Source organism: uncultured Lamprocystis sp. (genome assembly GCF_903933125.1).
In the GTDB taxonomy this organism is placed as follows: domain Bacteria; phylum Pseudomonadota; class Gammaproteobacteria; order Chromatiales; family Chromatiaceae; genus Thiodictyon.
The window spans coordinates 1-20,950 of sequence record NZ_CAIZIZ010000441.1 but is presented as its reverse complement, the minus strand read 5'-3'; the positions used below and the strand labels follow the sequence as shown (position 1 = coordinate 20,950).

Annotated in this window: 20 protein-coding genes and 1 pseudogene; 13 read left to right on the top strand and 8 right to left on the bottom strand. The window is 64.5% G+C overall.

The window, feature by feature from the left end:
* Positions 1–10 precede the first annotated feature (10 nt).
* The 3 genes from QZY03_RS23640 to dmeF all read left to right on the top strand — a co-directional run bounded on the left by QZY03_RS23640 (position 11) and on the right by dmeF (position 2,006).
* Positions 11–271 (top strand): FeoC-like transcriptional regulator, encoded by a 261-nt coding sequence (locus QZY03_RS23640; RefSeq protein WP_295585186.1) that lies wholly within the window; start codon positions 11–13, stop codon positions 269–271.
* 19 nt (positions 272–290) lie between these two features.
* Positions 291–872: a hypothetical protein gene (locus tag QZY03_RS23635; RefSeq protein WP_295585184.1), complete on the top strand. Its 582-nt coding sequence runs from the start codon at positions 291–293 to the stop codon at positions 870–872.
* A gap of 126 nt (positions 873–998) precedes the next feature.
* Positions 999–2,006: a CDF family Co(II)/Ni(II) efflux transporter DmeF gene (gene dmeF, locus QZY03_RS23630; protein WP_295585182.1), complete on the top strand. Its 1,008-nt coding sequence runs from the start codon at positions 999–1,001 to the stop codon at positions 2,004–2,006.
* Positions 2,007–2,196: 190 nt separating this feature from the next.
* On the opposite strand, the gene QZY03_RS23625 is transcribed toward dmeF, so the two are convergent.
* The 5 genes and pseudogenes from QZY03_RS23625 to QZY03_RS23605 form a co-directional block, all read right to left on the bottom strand.
* Positions 2,197–2,628, bottom strand: coding sequence for a hypothetical protein (locus QZY03_RS23625; protein WP_295585180.1), 432 nt, complete (start codon positions 2,626–2,628; stop codon positions 2,197–2,199).
* A gap of 608 nt (positions 2,629–3,236) precedes the next feature.
* Positions 3,237–3,428 carry a hypothetical protein gene (locus QZY03_RS23620; protein ID WP_295585179.1) on the bottom strand — a complete coding sequence of 64 codons (192 nt, stop codon included), beginning with the start codon at positions 3,426–3,428 and terminating at the stop codon, positions 3,237–3,239.
* Positions 3,425–4,612, bottom strand: a complete 1,188-nt coding sequence (locus tag QZY03_RS23615) for an O-antigen ligase family protein (RefSeq protein WP_295585177.1) — start codon at positions 4,610–4,612, stop codon at positions 3,425–3,427. Before QZY03_RS23615 ends, QZY03_RS23620 begins: the two co-directional genes overlap by 4 nt.
* A gap of 535 nt (positions 4,613–5,147) precedes the next feature.
* Positions 5,148–5,336: pseudogene (locus QZY03_RS23610) on the bottom strand (thrombospondin type 3 repeat-containing protein); the annotation flags it as partial.
* 365 nt (positions 5,337–5,701) lie between these two features.
* The gene (locus QZY03_RS23605) at positions 5,702–6,226 is read right to left on the bottom strand and encodes a hypothetical protein (RefSeq protein ID WP_295585175.1); all 525 of its coding nucleotides are present in this window, start codon (positions 6,224–6,226) and stop codon (positions 5,702–5,704) included.
* Between the two features lie 816 nt (positions 6,227–7,042).
* Between QZY03_RS23605 and QZY03_RS23600 the strand changes: the two genes are divergently transcribed.
* The 10 genes from QZY03_RS23600 (at position 7,043) to QZY03_RS23555 (ending at position 14,540) form a co-directional block, all read left to right on the top strand.
* Positions 7,043–7,228, top strand: a complete 186-nt coding sequence (locus tag QZY03_RS23600) for a hypothetical protein (protein ID WP_295585173.1) — start codon at positions 7,043–7,045, stop codon at positions 7,226–7,228.
* A 138-nt stretch (positions 7,229–7,366) separates the two neighbouring features.
* Positions 7,367–7,699: an STAS domain-containing protein gene (locus QZY03_RS23595; protein ID WP_295585171.1), complete on the top strand. Its 333-nt coding sequence runs from the start codon at positions 7,367–7,369 to the stop codon at positions 7,697–7,699.
* A 28-nt stretch (positions 7,700–7,727) separates the two neighbouring features.
* On the top strand, positions 7,728–8,507 hold the full coding sequence (locus QZY03_RS23590; RefSeq protein ID WP_295585169.1) for a hybrid sensor histidine kinase/response regulator: 780 nt from the start codon (positions 7,728–7,730) through the stop codon (positions 8,505–8,507).
* Positions 8,504–10,042: a SpoIIE family protein phosphatase gene (locus tag QZY03_RS23585; RefSeq protein WP_295585167.1), complete on the top strand. Its 1,539-nt coding sequence runs from the start codon at positions 8,504–8,506 to the stop codon at positions 10,040–10,042. The genes QZY03_RS23590 and QZY03_RS23585 overlap by 4 nt, the downstream gene beginning before the upstream one ends.
* A gap of 100 nt (positions 10,043–10,142) precedes the next feature.
* Entirely contained in the window at positions 10,143–11,534 is a 1,392-nt protein-coding gene (locus tag QZY03_RS23580; RefSeq protein WP_295585165.1) for a sigma-54 dependent transcriptional regulator, read from the top strand.
* A 14-nt stretch (positions 11,535–11,548) separates the two neighbouring features.
* Entirely contained in the window at positions 11,549–12,031 is a 483-nt protein-coding gene (locus tag QZY03_RS23575; RefSeq protein WP_295585163.1) for a hypothetical protein, read from the top strand.
* 66 nt (positions 12,032–12,097) lie between these two features.
* The gene (locus QZY03_RS23570) at positions 12,098–12,457 is read left to right on the top strand and encodes a sulfur globule protein CV3 (protein ID WP_295585161.1); all 360 of its coding nucleotides are present in this window, start codon (positions 12,098–12,100) and stop codon (positions 12,455–12,457) included.
* A gap of 188 nt (positions 12,458–12,645) precedes the next feature.
* Complete coding sequence (gene glk, locus QZY03_RS23565; RefSeq protein ID WP_295585159.1) at positions 12,646–13,632, top strand: glucokinase; 987 nt, start codon at positions 12,646–12,648, stop codon at positions 13,630–13,632.
* Between the two features lie 54 nt (positions 13,633–13,686).
* The gene (locus tag QZY03_RS23560; protein WP_295585157.1) at positions 13,687–13,896 is read left to right on the top strand and encodes a heavy-metal-associated domain-containing protein; all 210 of its coding nucleotides are present in this window, start codon (positions 13,687–13,689) and stop codon (positions 13,894–13,896) included.
* Between the two features lie 155 nt (positions 13,897–14,051).
* The gene (locus QZY03_RS23555; RefSeq protein WP_295585155.1) at positions 14,052–14,540 is read left to right on the top strand and encodes a CDP-archaeol synthase; all 489 of its coding nucleotides are present in this window, start codon (positions 14,052–14,054) and stop codon (positions 14,538–14,540) included.
* Positions 14,541–14,723: 183 nt separating this feature from the next.
* Here the strand turns inward: QZY03_RS23555 and QZY03_RS23550 are convergent, their stop codons facing one another.
* The 3 genes from QZY03_RS23550 to QZY03_RS23540 form a co-directional block, all read right to left on the bottom strand.
* Positions 14,724–16,436 carry a cation:proton antiporter gene (locus QZY03_RS23550; RefSeq protein WP_295585153.1) on the bottom strand — a complete coding sequence of 571 codons (1,713 nt, stop codon included), beginning with the start codon at positions 16,434–16,436 and terminating at the stop codon, positions 14,724–14,726.
* 43 nt (positions 16,437–16,479) lie between these two features.
* The gene (locus tag QZY03_RS23545; protein ID WP_295585151.1) at positions 16,480–17,442 is read right to left on the bottom strand and encodes a metallophosphoesterase; all 963 of its coding nucleotides are present in this window, start codon (positions 17,440–17,442) and stop codon (positions 16,480–16,482) included.
* A gap of 480 nt (positions 17,443–17,922) precedes the next feature.
* Positions 17,923–20,550, bottom strand: coding sequence for a DEAD/DEAH box helicase (locus QZY03_RS23540; RefSeq protein WP_295585149.1), 2,628 nt, complete (start codon positions 20,548–20,550; stop codon positions 17,923–17,925).
* Between the last annotated feature and the right edge of the window lie 400 nt (positions 20,551–20,950).

Genomic DNA, 20,950 nt, shown 5'->3' with positions numbered 1-20,950 from the left:
GAGACTCGAGATGATCCTTGCCGATCTCACCGCGTATCTGACCGAGCGCAAGCGCGCGCCGCTGATGGACATGGCGCTGCGTTTCGAGACCAGTGAGGACGCCCTGCGCGGGATGCTGGCGGCCCTGGAGCGCAAGGGCCGGGTGCGCCGCATTGCCAATGGCGCCGCCTGCTCCAGCGGGTGCTGCAAGTGCGACCAGGCCAGTGTCGAGACCTATGAGTGGGTGGGTGCGACCTCCCCACCCTCGGTTGTCGGCAGCCCGGCGGCTTGAGTTCGCCGGGCAGCCACCGATGCGGGCGGTCCTGGTCATCGGTATCCACCGGGAGGAACTGGCCTTTGGCGAGGCCGTGGCCGCCGGGCTCGACCTGTCGCACCTGACCTTGTTGCGCATTCCGGCGGGTGTCTCGGGGGCGCGTCCCAGCCCGGATCAGGCGTTCTACTACCGCACCAACCACCAGGAGTTGTATCTGCAAGTCTTGGCGCAGGTACGCGGACACTACGATCTGCTGCTGGATCTGCATGCCGGGGTGAACGAGCCAGGGCGTTGCGCCGACCTGATCAGTGCCGATCGGCACCTGCTGGCGTGTTTGCTCGACCACAGCGGCCCGGCTCAGCCGCCGCCGTCGGGCGAGCTGGTGCGGGGGGTGCTGCTCGCCGCTCCGGATGACCCGCCGCGCGTCAGCGACTCCCTGCTGTCCGCCCACACCGTGATCCCCAGGTCCGTCTGGGAGAACGAGGCGTTTCGTTACCTTGGGATCGAGGTGTTCTTACCGACCGCCGGTGCCGGCCAGCCCGCCGACTGGACCTTCGCCCGCCGGTTGATTGAACAGTCGCTTGCCTGCGCCGCCCTTCAATGCGCGCGGGCAGGATGACCGCCGGGGCGCCGAGGGCACTGGTCTGCGTAACGGTTTTCAGTCCGCGCAACGGGGCTGCGGACCGACGTCGTGGTTGGCGACGATGCCGGTGTTCAATGATCTTGCGAGTGGAGACCTCTCATCATGGCCATGTCCAACCTGACGGAAGATCGCGCTCCGCTGACCCATGACCCGAGTGCGTGGAGTCACACCCACGACTTCAGTCACGCGGCGCAGCGGCGCGCCGAGCAGCGCACCCGTTGGGTGGTGGGCCTGACCCTGGCGGCGATGGCCGGCGAGTTGATCGCCGGCTGGCTCACCGGCTCCATGGCCCTGCTCGCCGACGGCTGGCATATGGGCAGCCACGCCGCCGCGCTGGGCATCGCCGCCTATGCCTATGCTTTCGCGCGGCAGCACGGGGCGGACCCCCGTTTTACCTTCGGCACCGGCAAGGTGTCGTCACTGGCCGGTTATACCAGCGCCTTGCTGCTGGCCGCGGGCGCCCTGTGGATGTTGGGCGCCTCGCTGGGGCGGCTGATCGACCCGGTGCCGATCCATTACGGGGAAGCGCTGTTGGTGGCCGCCCTGGGTCTGGCGGTCAATCTGCTGTCGGCCTGGCTCCTGGGTCACGCCGGACCGGGTCATGATCACGCGCATGACCACGGTCACGCCCATGATCATGCGAACCATGAGGCGAGTCAGGACCATAACCTGCGGGCGGCCTATCTGCACGTCATCGCCGATGCCCTGACCTCGGTGCTGGCGCTCGTCGCGCTGAGCCTGGGGATGGCGTATGGCTGGGCGTTCCTGGACCCGTTGATGGGGATCATCGGCGCCGCGCTGATCAGTCGCTGGGCCTGGGATCTAGCCCGGGCGAGCGCGCGCGATTTGCTGGATGCCGGTGACCACACCGCCATCGCCGACCAGGTGCGCGCCGCCATCGAATCCGACGCGGATAATCAGGTGGCCGATCTGCACATCTGGCGCGTCGGACCGGCCGGCCGCGCCTGTATCGTCTCCCTGGTCACCCATCAGCCGCGCCCGGTGGAGCACTATCGGGCGCTGCTGGACTCGATACCCGGCCTGCTGCATGTGACCGTAGAGGTCAATCACTGTCGGTTGGCCGGGTGCGGCGCTGAGGTGCGCGGGTAGTGCGCCGGTAGTGCGCGGGTACGCTTCAGGCGCAGGTCTCGGTTTCGAAGCCGACGCCGCCGCGCCGCTTGCGGCTGACTGATCGCGGCGACCCGCCACGGTTACTTGAAGTCACTGTTTTCGAAGGTTGTATTTTTCTGGGAATTGCTGCGTCAATGTGAGTGCGAGCAGGCAACAAGGTACGATGTCCTCAACGATCGAGGCCGTCGGCAATTAACGGCAGACCGATCTCGACCGGAACATCGTCCAAATCCACGACACTACCAGCATCGACATCGAGTTCAGGCCCCGACATCACTGGACTTTGCTCATCATCGATCATCTCCAGCGCCCACGAATCGTCTGCATCAAGTCGCTCATCGACTTCCTCAAGTTCGGTAATCTCCGAGGATCTGCTCTCGGAGAAGGGGTCGTCCACATCCAGCGCTGCACCGATCTCGATCGGCGGGGCGAAGTCGTCCGCCGCCTCAAGCGCCGGGGGTGTGTCAATGACTGATGTTCGGGCTGACGGGGTCGCGGCAGCGGTCCGCGGGTTCCGGTGCACCGCTGATGTTTCCATCAGGCGAATCGGGTAGTCTCTAGGCAGGTTCGAACCTAGCTTTTCCGGCCGATAAATCGCCATTGAGGCATTTGACGGGGCTTCGGAAGAGCGCCCATCCGTGGACCTGGAGTCGGTCGCCATCGCAGACGAAGGGAGCGGGGGAGCCGGAGATTGGGTGATCACTGACCAAGAGTAGAGGATGACGAACCCCGTGGCTCCCCCGATCCCGAGCCGCACCATCGAACGACGGGACAGCACCGCTATCACACTCCTATTTTATGTCGATGCGTCTGGCGAAGCAGTAACCATTGTGTTTCTGATCGTCTCGGATATACACGCTTACTTGCCTCCCAAGGGCCAGCGCTAACTGTGCCTGGTCTAATAGATGGTAAGCCTGCACCATGTTTGTGGCAAAGCTACCAGTACAACTGAAAGTAACCCAATTGCTAGCGCAGGTTGGCAGAATAGTGGAGGGGGACACCGAGAGCGCGGCCATACAACCGCCGTAGTTGGTTTCCGGCGGGCCGCCGTCGACTAATACTTTTGTCACGGTAGCCGTTGCGATGACACCCGACGCGGCCATACTAGTACCGCTTACGATTAACAGGGCAGCCGCTGTAAGGGATTTACTCAGGTTTGGTTTCGGCATCTCGATATTCTCCTCGGTTCGGTTGAAGGTCGCGCAATGGTCATTGATTGATGGTCGATCGCCAGCCTCCCCGGTTGGGGAGGTATGTGCAGCAATCGCTGTAATCATCGTAGTAACCGTAATCCTGGCCGGATAAGACAGCTTTGGCCTCCGGGAAGATCGTCAGCACGGCCACACTGGCGATTATGGCAATCAGCATCACGAGGCGACTGGCACTGGGCCTGATGTTCACGAGTAAGCTCCTGCAATGGGTGTGGATGGTTGTTTGAGCGCCGCGGCCAAACCGATCAGGGTAGCGACCATGATGATGACCCAGTAACGGAGGAAGGTGAGTTCTATTAGCGAGGCGAAAATGAAGGCCCCGAAGCTCCCTAAGAGCCCAACCGCAAATAATCGGTCAGGATCATTCACGTGGCACGCCGCCCGATAAGAACGGTTGACACCCCAAACGATTAGTACTGCGAACGGCAGTGTTCCCATCACACCCTGACTCGATAGTAATTCCAGGAAGAGATTGTGTGGCCAGGGCGTGAGTCTTTCGTCCCCCATCGCACAGGCTGGGAGCGTGAAGGATTCGATACGATCCCGGTAGAGTTCCCGATAGTTGTGCATCCCATAACCGAGCAACGGATGCTCTGTCCATAGCCGTACAGCAGCGGCCCACAGGGGCCGACGTGGATCGCACTGCGGGGCTTGGGCAAATTTCAACAGCAGCGGAAAGCCGCGAGCCCCGTCGAGGGCGAGCAGTCCAGCGGCGGCGCCGATCAGGGATATCCACATCCACCGCACGCGCTGGAAAACCGCCACGATAAAGATCCCGAAGGCCGAGGCCAATAGAGCAGAACGGCTGTTGACCATAACCATGGCGGCGAGACTCAGGATTATCGACGCTGCCGCAAACAGCTTAAGAAACGCCTGCTTGGTTGCGAGTGCGCAGCCCAGGATCAATGGAATGCAGATCGCAAGCACCAGGAGATCGTTGGGAACCACAAGGATCGGGAGCGCCAAGGATTTGATCAACCCCGTTGGATCGGTCCGCTGATAGACGCTACCTAGCAGCACAATGACGGCGATAAGGGCCGCCCCGGCGCTCAATCCAGCTTGAACGATTGTGATTCCGCGCCCCTTCTTGACGTAACGCGACAGCAGCAGGTAGAGCAGTGTGGCAGGAATGAATGGTAAGCTCAGCAGCAGGCTTCGTTGTGGGTGGCCAGACAATAGGATGGACAGTACCAAGCTTGCCGCAAAAGCGATTATCCAGGCATTAGGCCAAGGCCAAAGACGAAAGCGCGATTCCGGTGAAAAGTGCAGTGCGGCGGTTGCGCCGAGGGTCAGTGCAATCAAACCGAAATCAATCGTCAGCGGCAACCAGTAGGTGGCCAGAAAGACGGCAACGGCGGCAGCAGCAATATGCAACCTTATCTCAGATATCCAGCACTTCATTTAAATAAAGACCCATCCATGTCGACAATTTATCGGATGATGTTCGGGATGAGTTGACCCGTTGCGGGCGCCGCCGGCCGACGGACACCATGGTCACCTTTCCGGCGCGATGCGCCGACGGCCCGGTACCGGATAAGACCGTGCCGCAGGGATGGGTCTGCTGATCCGTCCATCGGCGGACTCTTTTTCAAATTTTATAATGGGGGAGCTTCCTCCAAGATAACCGGAGTGTCAAGTGGTTTTTGGGGATATCGGGGACAGTGCGGGCTGGCAAGGCCGCGTATTCCAGCGGATGTGAATGCCGCCTGGGTCAGCGTGCGCTACGAGCCCAGCATCGCGCCTTGCGGCGCGGCTGGTCACTGTTGATACGGAGTTCTTCTTAGGGTATGCCTCAGCCTTTAACCCCTCTGCAAATAGGCCGACCCGCTCAACCGCTACCGACCCAGACCAGTACCGCCACGCGGGCGGCCTGGCATCGCGTTGTCCACGGCGCGGTCCGGAGCCCCCCTCATGGCTCAGGCGCTCTCAAGATCGCCCGCCAGCCGCCGCGGCTGGGCAGGCATGCCGGGCACAACGGCCGATAGTCCGCGTCGCAGGCGTTGCCGATGCCGTCGTTGTCGGCGTCCTCCTGGCCTGGGTTGGCGACGGCCGAACAATTGTCGCAGGCATCGCCCACCCCATCGCCGTCGGCATCCTGCTGGCCCGGATTCGCCTGTCTTGGGCAGGCCCATCGGCGATACCAACGCCATCTGTGTCCAGGGGTGAGAGGCTCGCCGCGACCGTGCAGTCGGCGGTGACGCGGTTGGTGGTATAGCCGTTGCCGACCAGGGTGCCGCCGAAGCTACCGGCGACGCTGGCCCGGTAGCCCGGGTCGGGCGTGACCGTGAAGCGCGCGGTTGTCCCCATGGCCACCGTTTGGGGGCCGCTCGGGGCGATGCTGCAGGGGGCCGGCGCTCGGGGTCACCTGAAAGTCCGTCCCGGGGCCCCTCGACGCGCAGGATCTCAAGGACGCGCGGAAGCGTAAGGACAACTCCGGGGGCGTCGCACAATTCAGCGGGAAGGTTACTCAATTCCGCTCCCGGCGAACAGGTCGTCGGGAAAAGCGCCGGCGGCGCGTCGCCCGGTCGTGCCGACAATCGTCGGACTGCTGCGCGTGGAATTTCTGCCGGATCGTGTATGCCTTCCTGGCACAGGTGGCCGCGGTTGACCGCTGACATGTTTGCCGAACCGGGTCGCGGTATAGCGCCAGCAGTCGATCGGCGATCCGGTGAGCCCGAAGCCGGCGGCCACCCGCGCTTGGAGATCCCTGGCGAGCGGTTCGGACCAGTGGTCATCGGCCAAGGCAACGGCGAGGGCCGCGGGACCGTGCGCGGGGTCGTCGGCGGGGATGCGGATCAGGACGTCGGTAATGGCCATGGTGTCGAACAGCGGGTCGTGGATGTCGGTGTAGGTGATCGGCAGGAGCCCTTGGTTGAGACATTCCAGATAGGCGTTGCTGAGACCTTCGACGGCGGAGATGGCGAAAAAATACAGCGGACGCCGAGCAGACGCAGCACCGGTGTCAGGTGCGTGGCATAGTTGGGCCATGGATGAGGATGCGATGGGGCGAATCGCCCGACGTGGTTTGGTCGGGCGTGTCGCGCGCTCTGGAATATTTCATCTCGGGCAGACTGAACCGGACCAATGTCTACGGCTGTTTGCAAACTGATCCCGCGTGGCGCCGCACCTGTCGAGGTGCGGTGTGCCCGGTCGATTGACAGGAGCTTGGAAATCTGGTTCTCTCCGGCTCGCCCGCGGGTCGATTTGGGGCGCTTGGGCCGCCGCCGAAGCCAAAGAGGACCGAGCGATGCGTGTTTACTTTGCAACCAATCGTGATCCGAATGTGATCGATCAGCCGACTGATTTCGGAAATCTGTTCAGTCCGAACGGGTTGACGGATTTGCGCTATTGAAGCGCGGCTGATGCGCCGCATTCGGGAACTACTGCTCCGTCGTCACCGATAAGCTGCTTCCTGACCTCGGCAACGTCCGATCCGGGGGTGCGCGCATGATGCGCCATCGATCATGCAGAACGTTGACGAGTCAACCGACCGCCGAGCACGGACAGTTTGCGTCGGACCGGCGTTGTTTGATCGGTTGAAAGTGCAGGTTTGGAGCGGACTGCCGCGTCTCCGGAATCACCCCCTCCTGATGGACCAGCGGGCGGGTGACGCCGAGTCTGGAGGTGCGATCGAACGTGGATTTCGGCCGGCATAATACCGTTTCCGTCGGTATACGGGTGGTCTTGGGCAGCCACGTGCGCCTGGCCGGGCGTTGCCTCCTGGTCGGCTATCCCGCCCATCCACTTCGGCGCGCCTGCGGTGGTCTATTTTTGCGGGGATGATTCGTCTATTCGACTGCCTTCGTGGTACAAAGAGTCGGTCCGGAGCGGGTTTCTTGGCTGCTGCGGGCGCTCCATTATCTGGTGCAGGGCCACTTGGTCGGTCTGATTGGATCAGCCCGTTACCTCCTGGGCCTGGAGCGCGGGCGCCGGCATCGGGCCAAGGTGGAACTTTCGGGTGGGGCGGCCCCGGAGATCCCGGAAACGTGAATATCCGCCGTCGGGTAGTGAGCGGCCGCCAGGCCGGCGCGGCGGGTGTGTGTCCGCGGCGCCCGTCCGCGGCGGCTCTGGCGGCCGTTGCCGCGCCCGCGTCGCCGACGAGGTTTCGATTCGATCTGGAGCAGTGACGTGAAAGTTAATGTATTCAAGCAAGAAAGAAATGCGGCGGTGATCGTGCTGGAGGGCGAATTCGACGCCTTGAGTGCTCCCGTCACCCGCTCTGAATTCGAACGTCTGGTGAATGACGAGGCTGGCGATGTGATCGTCGATCTCAGTGGTGTCACCTTTATGGACTCCTCTGGGGCCGGAGCACTGGTGTTCCTGCATAAGCGCCTGATGGGCCAGAAACGGGCGCTGGCATTGGTGGGAGTGACCGGCCAGCCGATGGACCTGTTACTGTTGTTGCGCATCACCAGTGTGATCCCGGTGAACCAGACGCCGGTGGCCCGGCCGCAGCAGTGAACGTCGTTGACTATCCGGAGCCGTACCTGTGAGCACGATTGACCCGCACCATCGGATTCTGCTCGTCGAGGATAGCGGTACCAACCGGATGCTGACCAGCCAGGTATTGGCGCAGGCCGGTTATGCCGTGGATGAGGTTGCGGACGGGCGCAGCGCGGTGCAGGCCGCCGCCGCTTGCCGCTACGACCTGATCCTGATGGATCTGACGATGCCTGGATTGGATGCCGTCGAGGCGACGCGTGGCATTCGGCGCTTGCCGCACCCGCGCGGGGACATGCCGATTCTGACCATGACGGGGACGTCCAGCGCGGCGGACAAAGACCGATGCTGCGCCGCCGGAATCGATGGCTTTCTGAGCACAGCGACCGATCTGCCCGACGTGCTGGAGGCGGTGAGTCATTGGGTTGAGGCGGCGGATGACCCAACCTGGGGCCTGGAAGCGCGCCCCGGCGTGACGCCGCCGCTGGTGAATCGGCGAACCTTGGTTCAATTGGAGGAAGACGTGGGGAGTGACCAACTGCCCGAGCTGCTCTTGACCTTTCTCCGGGAGAGTGCGCGCCGGGCGGGTCTACTCGAAGCGCGGGTCAGTGCCAATGATCCGCAAGGTGCTGCCGACCAGGCGCATGCCCTCAAGGGGAGCGCGGGGACTTTCGGGGCGATGGCGTTGCGTCACCTAGTGTACGATCTGGAGCAGGCCGGGCGCGCGGGGGAGTGTGAACGTCTCGCTGCGCTGCTGCCGGAACTGCGCCGTCTGGTCGCTGCCACCAGCGTTCGGTTGTGTGCCGATTATCCCTTTCTGGCGCCATGATACGCAGCAATCTGCAGACCTTCGAGGTCCCTCCGACGTTGGAGGGGGTGCGCGAGTTGCGGCGTAAAGTCAGCATGGGTTTGGGTTGCACCGGTTTGTCAGAGGCGCGACAGGGCCAAATCCTGGTAGCGGTCTCCGAGCTGGCGACGAATCTGGTGCAACACAGTCGACCGATGCCGGATTGGATTCGCGTGCGGCTGTCGCGTGAACGGGGCAAGTGGGGCTTGGAGATCATTGATAATGGCGCCCCGTTGCAGAATTGGCGGGAGCGTCTGAGCACGGCCGATATCGACGGAGAGTGCAATCTCGCGCGGGATCACGGCAGAGGACTGGCCTTGGTCGCCGCCATGTTTCCGGATGCGCTCTACGAGCCGCGTCCGTCGGCGCGCGATTTCAACCGGTGGCGCCTCAGCCTGGGCGAGAGTAGCGTCAGCGTCGCGCTGATCGATGATGACGTTGCGCAGTTGCGGGTGATGACTGCCTATCTCTCCGATGCTTACCAGGTCATGCCGTTCTCTCAACCCGTGGTCGCCATGGAGCAGCTGCGGCGGGCGCCGCCTGATCTGGTGCTTGCCGATATTCATATGCCGGGAATGGATGGTCTGGAGCTGCGCCGTCGGCTGGCCGACGATCCGGCCACCGAGTTGGTGCCCTTCATCTTCATGACCGAAACCCGCGATGAAATGGTGCGGGAGCAGGCCGATCTGCTGGGGATCGATGATTTTCTGCTGAAGCCGATCCGCAGACGCCAACTGATCGCGGCGATCCAGCGCACCCTGTATCGCAGCCGCAGCGTGCGCGCGCGGCTCGGTCACCGTATCGATGCGGCGATCACCGAGGCCCTGAAGCCCAAGTTGCCCCAGGAACTCGGGTGCTGGCAGGCGGCGGTGCGCTCGGTGGCGGCCGAGGCCGGTGGCGGGGACTTCATCTCGTTTACGTCGAGCGCCGATCATGCGTGTGTCGTGCTGGTCGATGTGATGGGCCATGGGGTCGCCGCCAAATTTTTCGCGCACGCCCATGCGGGCTATGTCGGCGGGTTGTTGCACTCCCGGCCGAATGCCTGGGACCCTGCCCAGTTGTGCCGGGCCATCTCGCAGCGCGTCTTTGAGGACAAACTCAACCAGTACAGTCTGCTAACCTGTGTGGTGGTGCACCTGGCCCCTTCCGGCTGGGTCGAGATCGCCTGTGCCGGTCATCCGGCGCCGCTGCTGTTGGATGCCGATGGCGCCCATCAGCTCGACATCGGGGGCGTGCTGCCGGGGTTGCAGTCGGAGTCGGTTTACGACACTCTCTCGCTCAAGTTGCAGGCGGGTGAGCGGCTGCTGTTGTTTACCGATGGCCTGTTTGAAGGGGCCGTTTCCGGGCCCGGTCGCAAGGTTCTGGAACAAGATCTGCTCGCCGCGGCTTGTGACGGCCTGGGGGCCCCGCTCGCGGCACAGGCCGACGCGTTGATGGCGACCTTCTTCGCAGTCGCCGGGGAGACCCCGCGGGACGACGCGACCGTCATCATCCTTGCACCCCTTGATCCGTCATAAGGACAGGTCACAGTGCCCCGCACCGCGGCGCGACTGAAGGCGTTCCGTGACGGCCCTGACATACCCGGCCGCGGCGCACGCGCCGGGTAAGGCGATATCCATGTCCACCAGTAAGCCCAGAGTTTTGATCATCGAGGACAGCCCCGCCCTGGCGGAGGTCTATCGCAGCTATCTGCGGGGGGAGCCCTATCAGGTCAAGCATGTCGGCGACGGTAAAAGCGGCATGGCGGAGATCGAGCGGGACCCGCCCGAGGCCCTGTTGCTGGATCTGAAGCTCCCGGATATGGACGGGATGGACATCCTTAAGCACATCCATGACCGGCAGATCCCGACCTCGGTGGTGATCATCACCGGTCATGCGTTGGTGGATGTGGCGATCGACGCCATGCGCTACGGTGCCTTCGATTTCATCGAGAAGCCATTCAGCGCAAAACGCGTCAAGGTCACGTTACGCAACGCGGTGGATCGGCAAAATCTTAATACGCTGGTCGAGCAAATTCGCGACGACTTTCAGCGTGACCATTACCACGGATTCATCGGTTCATCGCTGGCGATGCAGGCGGTCTACCGCATCATCGACAGCGCCGCACCCAGCAAGGCCACGGTCTTTATCACCGGGGAGAGCGGAACCGGCAAGGAGGTCTGTGCCGAGGCGATTCACCGGCAAAGCAACCGCCGGGACAAGCCCTTTATCCCGCTGAACTGCGGCGCCATCCCGCGCGATCTGATGGAGAGCGAGATTTTCGGCCATGTCCGCGGGGCCTTCACCGGTGCAACGCGTGATCGGGAGGGCGCCGCCGAAATGGCGGACGGCGGGACCCTGTTCCTCGACGAGATCGGAGAGATGGACCTGGAACTGCAGACCAAGCTCCTGCGCTTCGTGCAGACCGGGTCTTTTGCGCGGGTCGGAGCGACCCAATTGGTCAAGGTGGACGTGCGTTTCATCTGTGCCACGAATCGCGATCCCCAGAAGGAGGTCGACGAGGGACGGTTCCGCGAGGATCTGTTCTATCGCCTGCACGTGATCCCGATCCACCTGCCCGCCCTGCGCGATCGGGTGGAAGACATTTTGCTGTTGGCCAATCATTTCCTGCGCAAGTTCGCCGTGGAGGAGCACAAGGCGTTCCGGGAGTTCGCCCCGGAGGTCGAGGCGGTCTTTCTGGAGTACGACTGGCCGGGCAACATCCGCCAGTTGCAGAATGTCCTGCGCAACGTCGTGGTGCTTTACGATGCGGAACAAGTCACCCTGGGGATGCTGCCGCCGCCGCTGAATCGGTTCACCGGTCGCGCCGCGTCGCCGGTGGCCCCGGCGTCGCGGGTGATCGAGACCGACACGCAGGAGATCAGGCCGCTGCATGTCATCGAAAAAGAGGCGATCGAGCGGGCCATCGCGTTCTGCGAGGGGAATATCCCGCGCGCGGCCGTGCTGCTGGAGGTCAGTCCGTCCACCATCTATCGCAAACGCCAGTCGTGGCAATCGGAGGGGGCCTGACGGGTCACTCGGACATGCGTCGCCGTGCGTTCTGGGCGCTGGTGGCGCTGGTGACGGCCGCGATGGTGGGTGTGGTTGCGGTCAGGCTCAGAGCCCTGCTCGTCCCCGCGCCGCTCGTGCTGGCCCACGCGGAACCCGGCTGTGATGTGCGCGCCGGACCCTGCACCGCGGGTTTCGCGGGCGGTGGCGAGGTCACACTGGACGTGGAGCCGCGCGGCATCCCGGTGACCCGCCCCTTGGTCCTGCGGGTCGCGATCCGGGGTTTAGAGGTCAGCGCGGTCGCGGTGGACTTTGCCGGCATCGACATGAACATGGGCTACAACCGGCCATCGCTGGCACCCGTGGGCTCAGGAGCCTATCGGGGTGGCGGCATGTTGCCCACCTGCGTCCGTGCCCGGATGCTCTGGGAGGCAAGGGTTCTGCTGACCACCCCGCGGGGCCTGTTCGCCGCGCCGTTCCGCTTTGAAACGGATCAATCCGGTCGTCATGGAGACTAGTCTTGCTCGCGTGGTCGGGCAGCGGTCGCCCGGCCCGTCATCGGTATGTTTTTTCGGAGGAATGTGATGACTAGAGCACAACGTCTGCGCATTGCTGCCGCCGTCGCCGGGGCGTCCGCGCTGGTCTCGTTCTCAGCCAATGCGTTCTGGGGGTCTGGCCCCTTCGGCATGTTCCCCGGCAACTGGGATGGTCCGGGCTGGGGTAACTGGGGTTCGCCCTGGTATGGCGGCTATCCTTACGGTGGTTATGGCTACCCCTATGGTGGATACGGCTATCCTTACGGTGGCTATGGCTACCCCTACAGTCGCTATGGTTATCCCTTTGCGGCTTACGGGTTCCCCTTTGCTTGGGGCGCGCCGGTCTATGGATACCCCGCGGTGGTGGCCCCCGCGGCCAGTCAGACGACGCCCAAGACCAGCAAGTAAGTCGCGCGGGTCCCGCGTCATTGATGCGGGACCGCTCCGACCTTTCCGGTTGCGCTTGCCGCTGGGTCCGACCCCTTGCTTGCGGCTTCGCCGCCCCGCCCCGTCTTGTTATGATTCCGACTTCATGATCGGTTCCGCGCGCCCGCGGGCGTCGGGGACGATTCGATTCGACAGTCGGAGGCTGGGTCATGCGCGTATTGGTCGGCGATATCGGTGGTACCAAGACCGGGCTCGGGGTGGCCGTGATCGATGGGTCGGGGGTGAGTCTCCGCGGTCAACGCCGCTATCCGAGCGGCGCGTTTGCCTCACTGGAAGCCATCGTCGGCCACTACCTGGAAGAAACCGGGCAGACCCCGGCGACCGACTGCCCGCTGGGTGCCTTCGCCATCGCCGGACCCGTGGAGGGGCGGCGCAGTAAGACCACCAATCTGCCCTGGGATGTCGACGCGGACCGTTTGGAGGGGGCGCTGGGGTTCCAGCGTGTCGGGCTGCTCAATGACCTGGAGGCCGTGGCCTGGGGGGTCCCGGCCCTGGGTCCGGATGACCTGGCGGAGTTGCACCCTGGTGCGGCGGGCGTCGGTCATGCCTGTGTGGTCGCGGCCGGCACCGGTTTGGGTCAGGCCGGACTCTTTTGGGATGGTGTCCGCCATCACCCCTTCGCCACCGAGGGCGGCCATACTGATTTTGCCCCGGTGGATGAACGGGAGTTCGCTCTGCTGCGTCATCTTCAACAGCGCTTCGGGCGGGTGAGTTGGGAGCGTGTGGTCTCCGGAATGGGGATTGCCAACCTCTATGCATTTCTGCTCACATGGCGCCAGACGGTGACCCCCGACTGGCTGGCCGCCGCGTTCGCCGCGGGGGATCAGGCGGCGGCCATCGCGACCGCCGCCGCGGCCGGCCGCTGTCCGATCTGCGTCGAAACCATGGAGATGTTCTTCGGACTCTATGGACGCGAGGCCGGCAACATGGGCCTCAAACACCTGGCCATGGGCGGTGTTTATCTGGGCGGGGGGATCGCCCCCAAGAATCTGGAGGCGCTGCGCAGCAGTCGGTTTCTGGAAGGCTTTTTCGCCAAGGGCCGGATGGAGTCGCTGATGCGCCGCATGCCGGTGCGGGTGATCCTGTGCGGGGACACGCCGCTGCTTGGGGCCGCGCGCTATATGGCTGCCCGCTGACCGCTTTGCCCGCCGCCGACCGGCGGCGGCTTACCTGTACTTGGAGCAATGTTGATGACAATCGAACTCAAGGTCACCGGAATGACCTGCCAGCACTGCGCCCGCGCCGTCTCGCGGGCGCTGGCATCGGTCCCCGGCGTTGAGGGTGCCGCGGTGAAACTGGAAACCGGCATGGCACTGATCGAAGGTCAGGTGCCGGCGGAGCCCCTGATTCGCGCCGTGGTCGATGCCGGCTACCAGGCGGAGTTGTTCGTTCCCGACTGAGCGACGTCCGGATGGTCGGATAGGCCCCCTCCTATAGCCGTCGAACGTGATAGCCGGACGTAGGGGCGGGTTTTAAACCCGCCCCTACACGCGTGTCTGTCCGGATATCAGGTACGAAAACGATATCGTCGCTCCGCTGAATGTTGGGTGTTCAGATGCCGCCCCACTGCGGTCTGCCGCTTATATTGCTGCTGCTCTTGCTGCTGGCCAACGGGGCTCCGGTCATATTGGGTCTGCTGTTCGGCGCTGCCGCCAGACCAGTCGACGGGGGGCGGGTGTGGCGGGACGGGCGGCCGGTCTTCGGACGATCCAAGACCTGGCGGGGCTTGGCCGCGGCCCTGGTGCTGACACCGGTCGCTGCCTGGATCCTGGGGTGCGGTTGGAGTCTGGGGTTGACCATCGCCCTTGCCGCCATGGCCGGCGATTTGCTGGCGAGTTTCACCAAGCGCCGGTTGGGGCTCGCCTCCAGTGCGTCGGTGCCGGTGTTTGATCAGTTGCCCGAGACGCTGCTGCCGGCCCTGCTGGTTGGTGAGGCGATGGGTCTCGACTGGGTCGATCTGGGTTTGGCCATCGGTGCCTTCGTGGTGTTGGACCTGGTGCTGACCCCGGTGGGTAAGTGGCTGGCCGGACGGCGACGGCGCTGAGTGCGCCCCCGTGATCCGCTGTGCGATGCGCCGCAGCGCGACGGCAAGGCCGCTTCGCTGCCTGGGCTAGCAGCCTGTCGGACTTGATGAGGTAACCGATTGAAGTTAAAGAGTTTCAGCTTTTTTGGCGCAAATTTTTTATCTTCTATAATCAAGTTCTTACGCTGCAAGTCCGACAAACTGCTAGGAGCCGGGTTCCTGTTTTTCTTCCACGACGGGCAGGTATCCCCAGTCACGGACGCCCTGGAGGATCAGATCGATATCGTCACCCGGAACATGCAGCATCCGCAGGGCCGTCGCCCCCAGGCGCAAGCTCGCTTCAATTGCTTCCGGATAGGCATGGGTCGCGCCGGCGTCAAGCAGTTGAGCGCTTGCTTCGAGGTCGCGTGCCCGCGCGATGATCGGGACCTGGGGGCAAGCACCGCGCAGTGCGGAGACGGCGCGTAACGCGGTCGCTGAACGGTCGACGGTGATGACGATCAACGAGGTCCGTTCCGCGTGGGCCGCCGCCAGGAGTTCGGGGTCGGAGATGTCGCCGTACAAGACCTGATGACCCGCGCTGCGGCCCTGTGCCACCCGCTTCGGGTCAGTATCAAAGGCCATGAATGGAACGCCGCTGCTTTGCAGCAGGATCGCGATGGCGTGTCCGACGCGTCCATAACCGCCGATCAAGACCTGCGGTGTCGGCGCCTGCGGTAACGGCTCGGTGAATCCGTGCGTCTGGCTGTGTCCGATGCCGGCCAATCGCGTCGCAATGGCCTGGTTGAAGCGAATCAGCAGGGCGCCCGCGATCATGGCGAAGAGCACTGAGGTCAGTGCGATCTGGCCCAGGTGCAGTTCGATGAGCTTGGCATCGAGCGCGATGGCGAGCAGGGCAAAGCCGAACTCCCCGCCCACGGCCACGACTAACGCCGTGCGCCAGGCAGTCACCGCGTCGATGCCGCTGCTGCGCACCATCGCCGCAACAATCAGTGTCTTGCTCATCAGGATCAGCAGTGCGCCCAACACGGCCCAGTGCCAGATGCGGGGGATGGCAGCGGGATCGATCAGCATGCCGATACCGACGAAAAAGAGACCAAGCAGCACGTCGCGAAACGGTCGGATGCTGGATTCCACCTGATGACGGAACTCGGTCTCGCCGAGCATCATGCCGGCGAGAAAGGCACCGAATGCCAGTGACAGTCCAAGACTGCTGGTGGTCCAGGCCGCCAGCAATGCCACCAGCAGCACCGCGAGCGTAAACAACTCGGCGGAGCGCCGCTTGGCGACCAGATGGAACAACGGGCGCAGCAACCAGCGGCCGACAAAGAAGACGAGTGCGAACGCGGCCACGGCTTTGATCATCGCCCAGCCGAGTGCGCCGGCCAGGACACCGGCACCGACCGCCGCGCCCAGGACCGGGATGACCACCAGAAAGGGAACCGCCGTGATGTCCTGAAACACGGAGAGGGCGAGTCCGAGCCGGCCGTGCGGGCTGTTCTCTTCCCCCTGTTCGGCCAGTTGGCTGCCGATGATGGTCGTCGATGACTGCGCGAACACGGCTCCGATTACGAACGCCGCGGCGGCCGGGAGCCCGGCCAGCCAGACGGTGATGCCGACGACGGCCGTCGTGAAGCCGACTTGTGCGGTTCCCAGACCAAGGACCTGATGCCTGAGTGCGTGCAGTTGGGGTAAGGAGAAGTTGAGACCGATGGTGAACAACAGGAAGACGACACCGAACTCGGCGAGCGCTTCGAACTCCGGCACATGGACCGTTGGTCCCGCCGTGTGCGGCCCGAGAATGACGCCGACTAGTAAGTAACCGAGGCTGGTCGGGATATGGACCTGTTGAAACGCCAGGACCACGGCGACGGCAACGCTCAGCAACATGAGGATCTGGGCCAGATGCTCCATCATGCGAGACCCGCCGGGGCCTTAGCCGTTGCTGGGGCGTCGCTGCTCATGGCCGCAGTTCATGGAGCGTGATCTCGGGCAGGCAGTTGAGCCGGGCGTTGACCACCGAACTGCCGGCGCCAACCGAGGTGTAGCCGCTCATGGTCCCGTAGGACCAGGCGCCGGCCGCCAGACGGCGCGGGCAGCGGGCGTCCCAGGTCAGCGCATAGCCGCCGGGCAGGCAAATCTGACCGCCATGGGTGTGCCCGCAGAGCATGGCCTGGAAACCGGCGTGGGCGGCCTGGCGATAGACTTCCGGGGTATGTGAGAGGAGCAGGGCGACGCCGTCGGGCGGGATGGCGGCGGTGGCCTGATGAAAATTGTGGACCTGATAGTAATGGGCATCGTCGATGCCGGCCAGGTAAAGCACGGCGCCAGCCCGGTCGATGTGCACCGATTCGTTCAGTAAGACCCTGATGCCCATGGCTTCGAGACCCGGCACCAGCCGGATCGTGTCATGGTTGCCGAGGATCGCGTAGATAGGTGCCCGCAGGCAGCGACGAATCAGTGCCAGGCCGTCCAGTGCGGGTTGGAAAGGGCCATAGGTCCGGGCGCGGTAATCCCCGGTGAGCACGCACAGGTCGTATTCCAGCCCGCGCAGGCGCTCACAGATCGCCTGAGTGATGCGGGGGTCCAGGTCCGTGTGCAGGTCGCTCAGGTGCAGCAGCCGCAATCCCTCGAATGGGCGCGGCAGGCCGGCGATGGTGAGCTGGTTGTGGGTGAGTCGGATGGTTCGGGCATTGCGTTGGGCGCGCTCATAGAGACCGGCCAGGCGCAAGCTGGTGCGGATGAAGCCGTGAACCGAGTACCAGTTTTCCGGATAGAAAAAATGCGCTCCCGGACGGGCGAAGCAAAAGACCTCGTGGTCGCCCTCCAGACCCAGCCGCTGGCGCAGGTGGGTGCGGCCGATCCGCCCCTCCAGTGCCAAAAATTCCGCCAGACTGTCGCTTGAGGTATCAGGGTCTCGCATAGCTGCCAGGGTGCGGATCAGGAATAGTTCACTAAAGGGACGCCTTTGGCGTCCCGGTCGTTGTCGTTGTCGTTGTCGTTGTCGTAATCGTAATCGATTTGATGATCCCCGCGAGGCTGCGTTGGTTCCGTCCGTGGCGATCGAAGCCCTTCGAACCCTTGGCGGCCTAGATCGCTCAAGTGGTGAGCGAATCGAAACCGGACAGAAAGCAGGCTGCTCATGCCGAACTTGAATCGCTTATCCGACTACGATTACGACAACGACAACGACAACGACAACGCGGGTATAGCCTTCCTACCTGATATCCGGACAGACCCTTCATGTAGGGGCGGGTTTGAAACCCGCCCCTACGTCCGGTTATCACGTCCGATGGCTATATTCGTTGTTTCACTTACTTGCTGACTCGTTACAAAGGCAGATAACCGCTGGTCGAACCCAACAGCGCGGCCGGCTGGCTGCGCTGACCCGAGGGGCGGGGTATCAGTCCCGACGCTTGCGCGGAAAGCCCTGATCCGGTCGCGGCCCGCGCGGCGGACCGTCCTCACTGCCAAAGCGCCGGGGGGCCGGCGCCCGCCCGTCATCCCGCGGCCGCGGGGGGCGGCCGTCCTGATCATCGCGGCGCGGCTGCGGCGGGCGGGGCGGGCCGTCCAGCACGGAGATTTGCAGCGCCCGGCCGCGGACGAAGACCCGCTTCAGGTGGCTGAAGATCTCGCGCGGCATGCCGGCCGGCAGGTCGACGATCGCATGGTCGTCCTGGATATCGATATGACCGATGAACCGGCCTTCCAGCCCGCTCTCGTTGGCGATGGCCCCGACGATCTCGCGCGGGGTGACGCCGTCGCGGTGTCCCACCTCGATGCGGTGCGGGATCAGGTCCGGACGATCACGGTGTCCCCGGTCATCACGGTCGCGCGGGGGGCGGGTATCGGCGCGGGGCGTATCGCGATAATCGCCTTGTGGCCGGTCACGCTCGCCTTGCGGGAAGCGGTTGCCGCGGTCGTCGTCGCGGGGGTCGCTCCGCCCGCTGTCCCGATTGCCGTCGCGCTCGCGGAACGGGGCCGAACCCTGGTCCCGGAACGGCGGCCGGGCGTCGCGCTCGGGCCGGAACCCACGATCATCCCGGACCGGCCGGTCGAAGCGGGGCGGGTCGCCGCGGCCCTCCCGGTCGCGCGGGAAGGGGCGCTCATCCGGGCGCGGGGCGCGCTCGCCCTGATAGGGCACCTGGCTGGGCTGGCCGCCGCGGTCGGGCCGCGGTGGACGGTCGTCGCGGTCCGGCGCGCGCTCCCGGTTATAGGCGGGTGCGGGGCGCTCGGTGCGGTTATCGTAGCGGCGTTCGCCGCCCGCGGCATCGCGCGCGGGCCGCGGGCCGCGGTCATCCTGATCGCGCCGGGGCCGGTTCTCGAACGGGCGTTCGAACGCGCGGGGGCCGTCCTGGCGCCGCGGGCGCTCGTAGCCGCCCTCCCGGTAGTTGTCGCGCCGCGGTTCGCGCGGTGTTTCCTTCACGACGAGCGGGCGCTCGCGCTGGATCAGGTAACTCGCGGCGGCGGCGATGTCCAGCAGGTTCAGCTCCTGCTCCTTCTCGATCCGGGCGATCAGCCGGTAGAAGAAGTCCAGGTCCTGCTCCGTCAGGGTCTCGCGCAGTTGAGCGGTGAACCGGTCGATGCGCGAGGCGCTGAGCTGGGCGGCCGAGGGCGGATTCATCTCCGGAATGGAGCGGCGGATGGTCCGCTCGATGGAACGCAGCAGACCGCGCTCGCGCGGCTCGACCAGCAGGATCGCCTTGCCGGTGCGTCCGGCCCGGCCGGTACGGCCGATGCGATGCACATAGGCCGAGGGATCGGTGGGGATATCGAAGTTCACCACGTGGCTGATCCGCTCGACGTCGAGTCCGCGGGCGGCCACGTCGGTGGCGACCAGAATGTCGAGTTTACCGCCCTTGATGCGCTCCACCGTGCGCTCACGCATCTCTTGATTCATGTCGCCGTTCAACGCCTCGGCGGCGAATCCCTGAGAGCGCAGCCGGTCCGCCAGTTCGGTGGTGCCGCCCTTGGTACGGACGAAGATCAGCATCGCATCGAAGGTCTCGAGTTCCAGGATGCGGGTCAGCACGTCCACCTTGTGGAAGCGGGTGACTACGCAATGCTGTTGGTCGATGGTGTCGACGGTGGCGGTGGCGGAGTGAATCCGGACCTCGACCGGGTCGTTGAGGTGATCACGGGCGACCCGCAGAATCTCCTGAGGCATGGTCGCGGAGAACAGGGCGACCTGCCGTTCGGGCGGGGTGTGCTCGAAGATCCAGTCGATGTCCTCGGCGAAGCCCATGTTGAGCATTTCGTCGGCTTCATCGAGGACCAGGGTCTTGAGTGCGCTGAGCGACAGGGTGGCGCGGCGCATGTGGTCCATGATCCGCCCCGGCGTGCCGACCACGACTTGGGGGACGCGCTGGAGTTGGCGCACCTGCAACCCGTAACTCTGGCCGCCGTAGATTGGCAGGACCTGGAAGTCTTTGAGATAGTGCGCGTAGCGCTGGAAGGCCTCGGCGACCTGGAGCGCGAGTTCGCGGGTCGGCGTCAGCACCAGCACCTGGGGCAGCGGGCAGTTCGCGTCGAGCCGTGAGAGCAGCGGCAGGGCGAAGGCCGCGGTCTTGCCGGTGCCGGTCTGCGCCTGGCCCAGCAGATCGCGTCCGGCCAGCAGATGCGGGATGCACTCGCGCTGAATCGCGGTGGTGGACTCGTAGCCCAGCTCGGCGATCGCGCGGGCGACCGCGGGCGCCAGACCCAGGTCGCCAAAGCCGTCGGCTGGGAGCAGGTCGGCGGATTCGGGTTCGGATGCCGCCGCCATGGGCTGGGTATCCGTCGCGCCCGGACCGCTGTCCGCGGTCTTGACCGGCGGTTCGTCAGTGACCGGTTCGCGGATCTCCGGCGCGTCGCTCTCCGTTTCGTGCGTGTCCGGCTCTTGGATGCTCGGTGTGTCGTCGTCCGGCTCGGTGAACGGAGCGGTCGGTACACTCGCATCCTGGTCGGGTTCAGCCGGGGTTTGATCAGTCAGTTCGGGGTTGGCCTGGGCCAGCGTGTCGCCGGCGTCCTCGGTCGTCTTGGGGGAGTCCATGAGGGACCTCGCAGAGTAGGTGGTGCCTGGAGTGCATCCGGGGAGAGCGTCCGAGGAGGGGGTCAGGCAGAGGGGAATCGCGGAAAACCGGGCATTATCGGCGTTATTGAGAGTCAGTGCAAGTAACGATTGGACGCAACAGCAGTTCCAATTTTGGGTGGCTGCCCGCCGAGAGCGGGCCGGCAGCGAGGCTGATGGTGGATGCGCTACGCTTATCCACCCTACAAAACCGGCCCGCTGTAGCTGATGGTGGATGCGCTACGCTTATCCACCCTACAAAACCGGCCCGCTGTAGGGTGGATAAGGCGCGCCGCTCGGTGTCAGGGACCCGGCACGCCGGTCGTGCGCGCCGCATCCACCAGGGGGGCTGCGCGATGCTGCCCAAATTTGGAATTGCTGT

What these genes read in the sequence shown, in the direction of transcription:
- QZY03_RS23635 (WP_295585184.1), top strand. Translation starts at nt 291, where the DNA reads ATGCGGGCGGTCCTGGTCATCGGTATCCACCGGGAGGAACTGGCCTTT.
- QZY03_RS23640 (WP_295585186.1), top strand. Translation starts at nt 11, where the DNA reads ATGATCCTTGCCGATCTCACCGCGTATCTGACCGAGCGCAAGCGCGCG.
- QZY03_RS23570 (WP_295585161.1), top strand. Translation starts at nt 12,098, where the DNA reads ATGACTAGAGCACAACGTCTGCGCATTGCTGCCGCCGTCGCCGGGGCG.
- QZY03_RS23560 (WP_295585157.1), top strand. Translation starts at nt 13,687, where the DNA reads ATGACAATCGAACTCAAGGTCACCGGAATGACCTGCCAGCACTGCGCC.
- glk (WP_295585159.1), top strand. Translation starts at nt 12,646, where the DNA reads ATGCGCGTATTGGTCGGCGATATCGGTGGTACCAAGACCGGGCTCGGG.
- QZY03_RS23555 (WP_295585155.1), top strand. Translation starts at nt 14,052, where the DNA reads ATGCCGCCCCACTGCGGTCTGCCGCTTATATTGCTGCTGCTCTTGCTG.
- QZY03_RS23585 (WP_295585167.1), top strand. Translation starts at nt 8,504, where the DNA reads ATGATACGCAGCAATCTGCAGACCTTCGAGGTCCCTCCGACGTTGGAG.
- QZY03_RS23625 (WP_295585180.1), bottom strand. Translation starts at nt 2,628, where the DNA reads ATGGCGATTTATCGGCCGGAAAAGCTAGGTTCGAACCTGCCTAGAGAC.
- dmeF (WP_295585182.1), top strand. Translation starts at nt 999, where the DNA reads ATGGCCATGTCCAACCTGACGGAAGATCGCGCTCCGCTGACCCATGAC.
- QZY03_RS23540 (WP_295585149.1), bottom strand. Translation starts at nt 20,550, where the DNA reads ATGGACTCCCCCAAGACGACCGAGGACGCCGGCGACACGCTGGCCCAG.
- QZY03_RS23580 (WP_295585165.1), top strand. Translation starts at nt 10,143, where the DNA reads ATGTCCACCAGTAAGCCCAGAGTTTTGATCATCGAGGACAGCCCCGCC.
- QZY03_RS23575 (WP_295585163.1), top strand. Translation starts at nt 11,549, where the DNA reads ATGCGTCGCCGTGCGTTCTGGGCGCTGGTGGCGCTGGTGACGGCCGCG.
- QZY03_RS23545 (WP_295585151.1), bottom strand. Translation starts at nt 17,442, where the DNA reads ATGCGAGACCCTGATACCTCAAGCGACAGTCTGGCGGAATTTTTGGCA.
- QZY03_RS23550 (WP_295585153.1), bottom strand. Translation starts at nt 16,436, where the DNA reads ATGATGGAGCATCTGGCCCAGATCCTCATGTTGCTGAGCGTTGCCGTC.
- QZY03_RS23605 (WP_295585175.1), bottom strand. Translation starts at nt 6,226, where the DNA reads ATGGCCCAACTATGCCACGCACCTGACACCGGTGCTGCGTCTGCTCGG.